The following is a 9637-nucleotide window of genomic DNA, read 5'->3' on the forward strand; positions in this document are numbered from 1 at the left end:
TCCGCGCCCTGGGCGGCATGGCCCGGGTCTATCTCGACGGGGGCGACCTGCAGCGTGCCGCCGAGATCGTCGCCATGGCACCGGAGGGTGCCAAGGACCCTGGGCTGGAAAGCGTCCGCGCCGCCCTGGCCCTGGCCGAGGCTGCCCCTGCCGAGACCGCCGTCTTCGAGGCCCGCCTCGCCACCGATCCTGCCGACCACGAGGCCCGCTTCGAGCTGGCCCGGGCCCTGGGAGGCACCGGCCGGCTGGAGGCCGCAGCCGATCACCTCCTGCAGATCATCGCCGCTGACCGGGACTGGAACGAGGGCGCGGCCCGTGCCCAACTCCTGACCGTCTTCGAGGCGGCGGGTGGGGCCTCCGACCTGGCGCGCCAGGGCCGGCGGCGCCTCTCCGCCATCCTGTTCTCCTAGCCATGGCGCGCCGGGCCCCTCCCATCGACCTGCCGAAGACCCTGCCGGTGTTCCCGCTGGACGGGGCCCTGCTCCTGCCTGGCGCGGAGCTGCCCCTGCGCATCTTCGAGCCGCGCTACCTGAACATGCTGGACGACGTCATGGGCGAGGCCCGGATGATCGGCATGATTCAGACGTCCGGAGGCGGCCCGGCCCGGCCCGGCCTGGCCCGCATCGGCTGCGCCGGCCGGGTGACTCGTTTCCGTGAGGGCGCCGAGGGCGACTACCTGATCACCCTCACCGGGGTTTGCCGGTTCCGGATCGCCGAGGAGCTGGCCCGGCCGACCCCCTACCGCCAGGTACGGGCCGATTTCGGGCCCTTCTCAGAGGACTTGACCCCTGGGCGCCGGACCGGGGGCGAACGCACCCGTCTGGCCCGGGCCCTGAAGACCTATCTCAACCGGCGCGAGATGGACGTGGACGACCAGGCCATTGAAGCCGCCCCGCTTGACGAACTGGTCGCGGGACTGGCCATGAACCTGCCCTTCTCCCCCGCCGAGAAGCAGGCCCTCCTGGAGGCACCCGACCGGTCCGACCGGCAGGACGTCCTGACCGCCCTCCTGGAAATCGATTCCCTGTCCGACGACGACGGCCCGCCGGTAACCCTGCAATAGGACCTGACATGACCGATTCTGCGCCGGACACGCCGCTTCCGCCCCTCGACGCCGGGCTTGACCCCCGCCTCCTGGAGATCCTGGTCTGCCCGGTGACCCACGGGCCCCTGGAATATGACCGGGCCGCCGGCGAGTTGATCAGCCGCAAGGCCAGCCTGGCCTATCCAGTCCGGGATGGCGTTCCGATCATGCTGCCCGAGGAAGCCCGGGAGCTCTGAGGGCCTGTCAGGGCGCTTCGCCGCGCAGCAGGCGGGGCAGGTCGCCGACAGCGCCACCCGCCTCCTGCATGAAGAAGCGCCGGGCGGGGCCGATCCGGTTGACCGCCGACAGGCCCGCGCCGCGGACCGCCCTCAGCAGGGGATTGTCGTTGGAGAAGAGGCGCACGAAGGCGTCTGCCGCCACTGCCAGTCCGATATTGTCGACGCTGCGCCAGCGGGCGTAGCGGTCGAGCACGACCTCCGAACCGAGGTCCTCGCCCAGGCGCGCGGCCTCCGCCAGAACCTGGGCCAGGGCGGCGGCGTCTTTCAGGCCCAGGTTCAGGCCCTGGCCGGCGACCGGGTGAACCCCGTGGGCGGCGTCGCCGAGGAGGGCGGCCCGGGGGGCGGTGATCCGCTCGGGCAGGTGCAGGGACAGGGGATAGGTGAAGACCGGCCCGTCCAGGCGGGCGCCGCCGAGGAGGTCGCCGAACCGGCGCTGGAGGTGGGCATGGAATACCTCGGGCCTGGCCGACTGCAGGGCCTCGGCCCGGGCGGGGGACTCGGTCCAGACCAGGCTCGCCCTCTGATCGGTCAGGGGCAGGATGGCGAAGGGACCCGAGGGCAGGAAGTATTCATGGGCCATGCCGCCATGCGGCCGATCGAGGCGAACCGTAGCGACGACCCCGGCCTGTGGATAGGTCCAGCCCGTGCTGCGAATCCCCGCGCCGGCGGCCACGGCGGAGGCCCGGCCCTCTGCACCGACGACAAGAGGGGCGGCCAGGACCCGGCCGTCCTCCAGGCGCACAGAGGCCGCACCCGGGCTGAAATCGACCCCAATCACGCGCGCCGGCGCCTGGACCTCTATGCCTTCCCGCCGCACCGCAGCGGCCAGGGCCGCCCGGATCCGTCGGTTCTCGATCATGTAGCCCAGGGCCTCACCCTCTGACCGGTCAGCGATCTCGGCGGCGTCGAAGCGGAGGAAGGCCGAGCTGGGCCGGCCCGCCGAGGCGCCAGGCGTCCGGCCGTCCGTGACAAGGATTTCACCGATCCGCTCGGCGTACGGCTCCAGGTCGCCTGCGAGGCCGAGGACCCGCCATTGGCGGAAGCTGGAATAGGCGATGGCCGAGGCCCGACCGTCGAAGTCAGGCGCCACCCGGGCCTCGAAGGGTTGGGCATCCACCAGGAGGGGCTTCATGCCGCCCCGGGCCAGGCCCAGGGCGAGGGTCGCGCCGGCCATGCCAGCCCCGGAGATGATCACGTCTGCGTCCATGCCGCGATATGCCGCCGCCGGAGCCCTGGCGTCCAGCCCCCTCTCGCGCCGCACCCAGAGCTGTGCAGAGATCGGGGTCTACCGGGATTCATGGACGTTGCGGTCCACCCGGAGTTGTGCCCCGCGGCGTTGCGGCCCAAGGTGGAGTCAAGGGAGACGGGAAGCTCCCGAGTAAAGTTGAGGGGGGAAGTGATGGGCAGCAGGCGTCCACGGCGACCGGGAAGTCGTGTCGCGGTCCGGTTGGCGTCCGGAGGGTGTCTCTGATGCCCCGGCGCATGGGTCAGGTCGATGAGTCCAAGGGGCTCGCCATCCTGGAAGCGGCGCGCGAGGCCCTTGCCGAACGCGGCATGGGGGCCTCGATCGAGGATATCGCCCGACGGGCGAAGGTGTCCAAGCAGACGGTCTACAACCGGTTCGGCTCGAAGGCCGAGCTGGTCAGGGTGCTGATTGAGCGCCGGGTGGACCAGATCACCGCCCACCTGGACAGCCCCGGGGCGGGTGCCGGCCCGGAGGCGGCCCTGGCGGGCTATGCCCGGGTGGTGCTGGAAAGCATCGCCACGCCTTCGTCCATTGCCATCCTGCGGATCCATATCCAGAGCGCGGCGGAGCTGCCCGACCTGGCCCGGACCTTCTTTGAGTCCGGGACCCGGACCTCCCGGGCCCGGCTGGCCGCCTTCCTCGACGGGGAGACGCGGGCCGGACGACTGCGGATCGACGACTGCGCCCTGGCGGCAGAGTTCTTCGCCGGCATGGTGATCGGCTCGCACCAGACCGGTCGGCTCCTGGGGGTGGACTCCGACTTGAACGCGCCGACGATCGACCGGATCGCCCGGGAGGCCGCCAGCCGTTTCGTCCGCGCCTACGGCCCCTGAGAGGGGCGGAGCCTCAGCCCGCCTCGCCGTCGTCCGGCAGGCCCATCATGTGGAAGCCGGCGTCCACATGGACGACTTCACCCGTGGTGGACCGGCCAAGGTCCGACAGTAGCCAGAGGGCGGCACCGGCCACGCCCTCCATGCTGGTATCCTCCTTGAGGGCGGACAGGGCCCGGCCCTGGGCCAGCATGGACCGGCCGCCGGAAATACCCGCAAGGGACAGGGTGCGCATGGCGCCCGCGGAAATGGCGTTGGCCCGGATGCCCTGGGGCCCGAGGTCCCGGGCGATGTAGCGCGTGGCAGCCTCAAGGGCGGCCTTGGCCACACCCATGGTATTGTAGTTGGGGATGGCGCGCTCGGAGCCCAGGTAGGTCAGGGTAATCAGCGACCCGCCGTCCGGCATCATGTGACTGGCCCGGCGTGCGCAGTCGACGAAGCTGTAGGCCGAAATGTCCATGGCCGTGCGGAACCCCTCCCGGGTGGCGTTCTCGACGAAGGAGCCCTTGATCTGGTCCCGGGGGGCGAAGGCCAGGGCGTGGACGAAGAAGTCGATCTTGCCGAAAGCCGATCCCACGGCGGCGAAGCCGGCGTCCATGCTGGCGTCGTCGGTGACGTCCACGGCCTCGATCACCCGGGCACCAACGCCTTCGGCCAGGGGTCGCACCCGGCGCTCCATGCCCGGCAGGTGGAAGAAGGCCATCTCTGCCCCCTGGGCGGCCAGCTGGCTGGCGATGCCCCAGGCAATGGACTGGTGGTTGGCCACCCCGGTGATGATCCCGCGCTTGCCCTTCATGAGCTCGCCCACGGGCATGTTGTAATCGTCGGCCACTTCGCGTCTCCCGATTTATGCTGGGCGGGACGGGCTCGTCCCGTCAGATCCTGGACATGACCAGGCAGCCGTTGGTGCCGCCAAACCCGAAGCTGTTGGACATGACCGTCTCCACCTGGCGGTCCTCGCGGCGCCGCAGGATGGGCAGGCCCTCGAAGGCCGGGTCCAGGGTCTCGATATGGGCGCTCTCGGCCAGAAAGCCGGAGTTGAGCATGATCAGGGAATAGATCGCCTCCTGGGCGCCGGCGGCCCCGAGGCTGTGCCCGGTCAGGGACTTGGTGGAGGAAATGGCGGGCGCCTGGTCCCCGAACACCTCCCGGACCGCCTGCATCTCTTTGATGTCACCAACCGGGGTCGAGGTGCCGTGCGGGTTGAGGTAGTCGACCCTGCGGCCCCCCGCCCGGGACAAGGCCAGTCGCATGCAGCGCACCGCGCCCTCGCCCGAGGGGGCGACCATGTCGAAGCCGTCGGAATTGGCGGCATAGCCGACGATCTCGCCGTAGATCTTCGCGCCACGCGCCTGGGCGCGCTCGAGGTCCTCGAGGACCAGAATGCCGGCGCCGCCGGCGATGACAAAGCCGTCACGGGCCACGTCGTAGGCCCGGCTGGCCACCGCCGGGCGGTCGTTGAAGTTCGAGCTCATGGCGCCCATGGCGTCGAACAGGACCGAGAGGGCCCAGTGCAGTTCCTCGGAGCCGCCGGCGAAGACCACGTCCTGGTTGCCCATGGCGATCTGCTCGTAGGCCGCGCCGATGCAGTGGGTCGAGGTCGCGCAGGCCGACGAGATTGAATAGTTGATCCCGCGGATCTTGAACCAGGTCGACAGGACGGCGGAGACCCCGGAACTCATGGCCTTGGGCACGGCGAAGGGGCCGACGCGCTTGGGGCCCTTCTCCCGGGCGATGGCCGCCGACTCGATGATCACCTTGGTCGAGGGCCCGCCCGAGCCGACGATGAGGCCGGTCATCTCGTGGGAGACCTCGGCCTCGGTCAGGCCGGAATCTGCAATGGCCTGCTCCATGGCGATGTGGCCGAAGGCCGTGCCCTGGGCGAGGAAGCGGCCGGCGCGGCGGTCGACGGCAGCCTCCCAGTCGATGTCGGGCGCGGCGTGCACCTGGCAGCGGAAACCGAGATCGGCGTATTCGGGCGCCGCGATGATCCCTGACCGTGCGTCGCGGAGCGAAGTCCGGACGTCATCCAGGGTGTTTCCAATGGATGAGACGATGCCCATGCCCGTGACGACAACGCGCCTCATGTCCCGTTCTCCTGATACGCCGGTGTCAGACCAGATCCTTGGGGTCGTATAGGCCGACCCTCAGATCCTTGGCTTCATAGATGACCTTGCCGTCCGCCTCCATGACGCCGTCGCCGATGCCCAGCACCAGCCGGCGCATGATCACCCGCTTCAGGTCGATACGGTAGACGACCTTCTTTACCTTCGGCGTGACCTGACCGGTGAAGCGGACCTCGCCGACGCCCAGGGCGCGGCCCTTGCCCGGTGCGCCGGACCAGCCGAGGAAATAGCCCACCAGCTGCCACATGGCGTCGAGGCCGAGGCATCCGGGCATGACCGGATCATTGATGAAGTGGCAGCCGAAGAACCAAAGGTCCGGCTGGATGTCGAGTTCTGCGATGACCTGGCCCTTGTCATGGGCGCCGCCGGTGTCCGTGATCCGGGTGATGCGGTCGAACATCAGCATGGGAGGGATCGGAAGCTGGGCATTGCCCGGCCCGAACATCTCGCCCCGGCCACAGGCAAGGAGCTCTTCTCGGGAATAGTGGTCCTTGGCCTTGGCACCGGGGATCATGTTTCGACCTTCCGCGGGTCACTGGAACGAAGCTGGCCGGCGACGCGCGCCGGGCGGGGACAATCCGGTCTATCAGACGCTGAGGGGGCGCTCAACGGGCGGTCGGGGGGACGACGCACTGGGGCCGGTCGTCGGTTCCCCAAAGACCCCCGGCCCGGACCCAGCCCGAAACCCCGTCCGCCTGGATCCGGCACCAACCCGACTCGCAACGCTGCAGGGCCGCCAGGGACCTGGGCTGGAGGAGGGCCAGGGTCCGGGCGTCCGCATGGGGCGAGGACAAAACCGGGTCAGCAGCGCCGGTCGTCCGCATAATGTTTCGGCGGCCGTCGGTAGTGCGCATGTGGACCCAGGCGACGCCGCCGTCCGGATCACAGATCCGGCGCCATTCGGACGACTCGGCGATCACCTGGACCGGCATTCCGCGCACCCGGTAGACCCACAGGGTGCGGTAGTCGTCGCCGGGCCCGGCCCGGGCGTTGACCGATCCGAACTTCAGGGTGACATAGCGCGGCACCGGCAGGCCCGAAGGCGTCGGCCGGGCGTCGGCAAGGGCGGCGGACGCAAGCGCGCAGGCCGCCGCCGACAGGATCAGGACACCGCGTCTGCGCCCGGAAGGCTCACCTTGGCCGTTCATGCCCTCTTTGCTAGAGGTTCAAAGACGAAGGCGCCAGAGCGTGGTTTCGTTGGACACTGAAATTCAGGACCCCGCCGCTGATGCCGACGACCAAGCCGAAAGTGATCGTGACCCGCCGGCTGCCGGACGCCGTCGAGACGCGCCTGCGGGAACTGTTCGACACAGAGCTGAACCTGTCGGACGCGCCCCTGAGCCGGGAGGCCCTGATCGACGCAGTCGGGCGCTGCGAGGTTCTGGCCCCGACCATTACCGACCGGATTGACGCGGGCGTCCTGGAGCAGGCGGGTGATCGGCTGAAGCTGATTGCCAACTTCGGAGCGGGCGTGGACCACATCGACGTGGCGGCGGCAGCGGCCCGCGGCATCACCGTGACCAACACGCCCGGCGTCCTGACGGAGGACACTGCCGACCTGACCCTCGCCTTGATGATGACCGTTTCCCGCCGGATCGTGGAAGGCGCCCGGTCGATCGAGGCCGGTGAGTTCAAGGGCTGGGCCCCGACCTGGATGATGGGCCGGAGGCTGTCCGGAAAGCGGCTTGGGATCATCGGCATGGGCCGGATCGGCCAGGCAGTGGCCCGCCGGGCCCGGGCCTTCGGCATGCAGATCCACTACCATAACCGCACGCCGGTCAGCCCTCGGATCGCCGAGGATCTTGAGGCCACCTATTGGGAGAGCCTCGACCAGATGCTCGCCCGGATGGACATCATCTCGGTCAATTGCCCGCACACGCCCGCCACCTACCACCTGCTCTCCGCGCGACGGCTGAAACTCATGCCGGTCCACGCCATCCTGGTGAACACCGCCCGGGGCGAGATCATCGACGAGTCCGCCCTGGCCGACCTCCTGGCGAGCGGCAGTATCGCGGGCGCCGGGCTGGACGTCTTCGAGTTCGAGCCCGAGGTGAACCCCCGCCTGCTCGGCCTGCCGAACGCGGTCCTCCTGCCCCACCTGGGCTCTGCCACCGTCGAGGCGCGCACCGAGATGGGCGAGAAGGTGATCATCAACATCCGCACCTGGATGGATGGTCACCGTCCGCCGGACCGGGTCCTGACCTCAATGCTCTGACGAGGCCAATCCGCAGGCCGTACACCGGGGGTCGGCGGCGATGCGGACCGTCCGGGTAACGGCCGCCAGGGCGTCATAGACCAGAAGGCGGCCGCTGAGGCTCTCCCCCGCCCCGGTGATCAGCTTGATCGCCTCCAGGGCCATCATCGACCCGACCACGCCCGCGAGGGCCCCGATCACGCCCACCGCCTGGCAGGTCTCGGCGTCGGGTGGAACCTCAGGGACAAGGCAGCGGTAGCAGGGCCGACCCGGGAAGACTCCGACCTGGCCTGTCCATCGACCAATGGCCCCGGAGACCAGGGGAACGCCCGTCGCAACGCAGGCGTCGCTCACCGCCAGCCGCGTGGCAAAATCGTCCGTCCCGTCGAGCACCAGGTCGAAGCCCCCGATCAGGGCGACGGCGTTGTCCGGCCGGACGGCCAGTTGGAGGGCCTGGGTCTCCACGTGGGGATTGAGGTCGGTGAGCCGACGGAGCCCGGCGTCCACCTTGGACCGCCCCTGGTCAGAGGATGTGAAGAGTACCTGGCGCTGCAGATTGGACAGTTCAACCTGGTCGGGATCGACAATCACCAGGCCGCCAACACCGGCGGCGGCCAGGTAGAGGCTGGCGGGCGCGCCCAGACCCCCCATGCCGATCATCAGGATCCGGGCGGCTTTCAGCTTCTGTTGGCCGGGCCCTCCGATCTCGCGCAGGACCAGATGACGCGCATAGCGTTCGACCTCGTCGTCGCTGAAGGCCGCCGGGCCGCTCACCAGGCTCCCGTCCGGGAACGCCGGGCCTCGTGGAGGGCCGCCTCCAGGGTGCGCATGAGTTCAAGTCGTGCCTTTGGGCCCAGGGCCTGGCCGACCGGGGCCTCGCGCCCGGAGACGGTCAGCCTCAGATCCACGAGGCGCTCGTCCTCCTCCCGCGAGGTGAGACGGGTGAAGGCGGTGGGGCTCTCCCAGACCAGCGAGGTTCGACGCCGGGTTTCCTCGATGAGCCGCACCCGACTCTGCGTCACCACGAGGCGCTCGATCCGCCGCCCCGAGGCGAAGCTGGCGGCGAAGGCGATCACCAAGGCCAGGACATCGAGCCCGAGGAAGATGGGGACCAGGCTGGCGCCCATCGCGAGGAAGACGGCCGCAGCGGCGCAGTTCAGGGCCGTGACAATGCTGATGAGAATGATGAAGCCCCGGTCGGAGAGGGACCGGTGGGGTCGTATCTCAACATTCAGGAACTCGATATCGGTCATCCCCAAAGGATCTACCGCGCCGGGGCACCTCAGGGAAGCCCTCAGCCGCCGTAGCGCCTGCGGTTCAGGTCGAGGCGCACCCGCTTTAGCAGGGGAAGAGCGGCGGCGAGGTCCGGTTCGGGAAAGGCCGCGAGGAAGGTGGCGAGAAGGGGGTCGAGGGCGGCGACCGCCTCGTTCCGCACCCGCAGGCCGTCCGGCGTCAGGGAGACAATCTTGCCGCGCCCGTCCCGGGGATCGGCTGACAGGACGACGAGGCCCCGGGCCTCCAGCCGCTTGAGCATGGCGGTGATGGCGCCCTTCGTGACCTGGAGCGCCTGGGCCAGGCGCACGGGCGAATCCGCCCCGCCCTTGCTGAGAAGATGGTTCAGGAGGCTGAAGGACGCCATGGAGACGCCGTCCGGCAGTACGCGGGCCATCTGGGTGCCGACCAGCTGATCGATGACCGCGATCTCGACGAAGAAGTCAAAAGCGACGGGATGCCGGGAGGGCGTGGTCATCCAAACGGGCTCTGCGGCGCCGCCGACAGGGCGCGGGCAGGCTGTTAGCCGGATTGTGAAGAAACGGCAACTTGGAAGGGTCCCGAGACCCGCGGGAGACGCGTCTGGCCGGGGGCAGTCCCCGGGGGGTCTTGCGGCGTTCGGGTAGGTCGGGAATGATCGGCCATG

Annotated in this window: 13 protein-coding genes; 5 read left to right on the forward strand and 8 right to left on the reverse strand. The window is 69.7% G+C overall.

What is annotated here, in order from left to right; translation table 11 throughout:
* The 3 genes from WCJ52_RS08855 to WCJ52_RS08865 form a co-directional block, all read left to right on the forward strand.
* Positions 1-410: tetratricopeptide repeat protein (locus tag WCJ52_RS08855; RefSeq protein WP_336902940.1), on the forward strand; the 410-nt coding region annotated here is incomplete at its 5' end.
* Positions 411-412: 2 nt separating this feature from the next.
* The gene (locus WCJ52_RS08860) at positions 413-1063 is read left to right on the forward strand and encodes an LON peptidase substrate-binding domain-containing protein (protein WP_336902941.1); all 651 of its coding nucleotides are present in this window, start codon (positions 413-415) and stop codon (positions 1061-1063) included.
* An 8-nt stretch (positions 1064-1071) separates the two neighbouring features.
* Positions 1072-1281, forward strand: a complete 210-nt coding sequence (locus WCJ52_RS08865) for a Trm112 family protein (RefSeq protein ID WP_336902942.1) — start codon at positions 1072-1074, stop codon at positions 1279-1281.
* 7 nt (positions 1282-1288) lie between these two features.
* On the opposite strand, the gene WCJ52_RS08870 is transcribed toward WCJ52_RS08865, so the two are convergent.
* Complete coding sequence (locus WCJ52_RS08870) at positions 1289-2530, reverse strand: UbiH/UbiF/VisC/COQ6 family ubiquinone biosynthesis hydroxylase (protein WP_336902943.1); 1242 nt, start codon at positions 2528-2530, stop codon at positions 1289-1291.
* A gap of 263 nt (positions 2531-2793) precedes the next feature.
* On the opposite strand from WCJ52_RS08870, the gene WCJ52_RS08875 reads away from it, so the two are divergent.
* Complete coding sequence (locus WCJ52_RS08875; protein ID WP_336902944.1) at positions 2794-3402, forward strand: TetR/AcrR family transcriptional regulator; 609 nt, start codon at positions 2794-2796, stop codon at positions 3400-3402.
* Between the two features lie 13 nt (positions 3403-3415).
* Here WCJ52_RS08875 and WCJ52_RS08880 read toward each other — a convergent pair whose 3' ends face one another.
* The 4 genes from WCJ52_RS08880 to WCJ52_RS08895 all read right to left on the reverse strand — a co-directional run bounded on the left by WCJ52_RS08880 (position 3416) and on the right by WCJ52_RS08895 (position 6673).
* Positions 3416-4231 carry an enoyl-ACP reductase gene (locus WCJ52_RS08880; RefSeq protein WP_336902945.1) on the reverse strand — a complete coding sequence of 272 codons (816 nt, stop codon included), beginning with the start codon at positions 4229-4231 and terminating at the stop codon, positions 3416-3418.
* Between the two features lie 43 nt (positions 4232-4274).
* Positions 4275-5486 carry a beta-ketoacyl-ACP synthase I gene (gene fabB / locus WCJ52_RS08885; RefSeq protein WP_336902946.1) on the reverse strand — a complete coding sequence of 404 codons (1212 nt, stop codon included), beginning with the start codon at positions 5484-5486 and terminating at the stop codon, positions 4275-4277.
* 25 nt (positions 5487-5511) lie between these two features.
* A complete protein-coding gene (gene fabA / locus WCJ52_RS08890) occupies positions 5512-6039 on the reverse strand; it encodes a 3-hydroxyacyl-[acyl-carrier-protein] dehydratase FabA (protein WP_336902947.1) in 528 nt (175 codons plus the stop codon).
* A 91-nt stretch (positions 6040-6130) separates the two neighbouring features.
* The gene (locus tag WCJ52_RS08895; protein ID WP_336902948.1) at positions 6131-6673 is read right to left on the reverse strand and encodes an SH3 domain-containing protein; all 543 of its coding nucleotides are present in this window, start codon (positions 6671-6673) and stop codon (positions 6131-6133) included.
* A gap of 80 nt (positions 6674-6753) precedes the next feature.
* Between WCJ52_RS08895 and WCJ52_RS08900 the strand changes: the two genes are divergently transcribed.
* A complete protein-coding gene (locus WCJ52_RS08900) occupies positions 6754-7740 on the forward strand; it encodes a D-glycerate dehydrogenase (protein ID WP_336902949.1) in 987 nt (328 codons plus the stop codon).
* Here WCJ52_RS08900 and moeB read toward each other — a convergent pair.
* Genes moeB through WCJ52_RS08915 form a run of 3 tightly spaced genes read right to left on the reverse strand, consistent with a single transcriptional unit; the run spans position 7729 to position 9469 of the window.
* Positions 7729-8493, reverse strand: coding sequence for a molybdopterin-synthase adenylyltransferase MoeB (gene moeB, locus WCJ52_RS08905; RefSeq protein WP_336902950.1), 765 nt, complete (start codon positions 8491-8493; stop codon positions 7729-7731). The two genes, WCJ52_RS08900 and moeB, sit on opposite strands and share 12 nt — an antisense overlap.
* Positions 8490-8972 (reverse strand): DUF2244 domain-containing protein, encoded by a 483-nt coding sequence (locus WCJ52_RS08910; RefSeq protein WP_336902951.1) that lies wholly within the window; start codon positions 8970-8972, stop codon positions 8490-8492. Before WCJ52_RS08910 ends, moeB begins: the two co-directional genes overlap by 4 nt.
* Positions 8973-9013: 41 nt before the next feature.
* The gene (locus tag WCJ52_RS08915; RefSeq protein WP_336902952.1) at positions 9014-9469 is read right to left on the reverse strand and encodes a MarR family transcriptional regulator; all 456 of its coding nucleotides are present in this window, start codon (positions 9467-9469) and stop codon (positions 9014-9016) included.
* Between the last annotated feature and the right edge of the window lie 168 nt (positions 9470-9637).

The organism is Phenylobacterium sp., from assembly GCF_037138395.1.
In the GTDB taxonomy this organism is placed as follows: domain Bacteria; phylum Pseudomonadota; class Alphaproteobacteria; order Caulobacterales; family Caulobacteraceae; genus Phenylobacterium.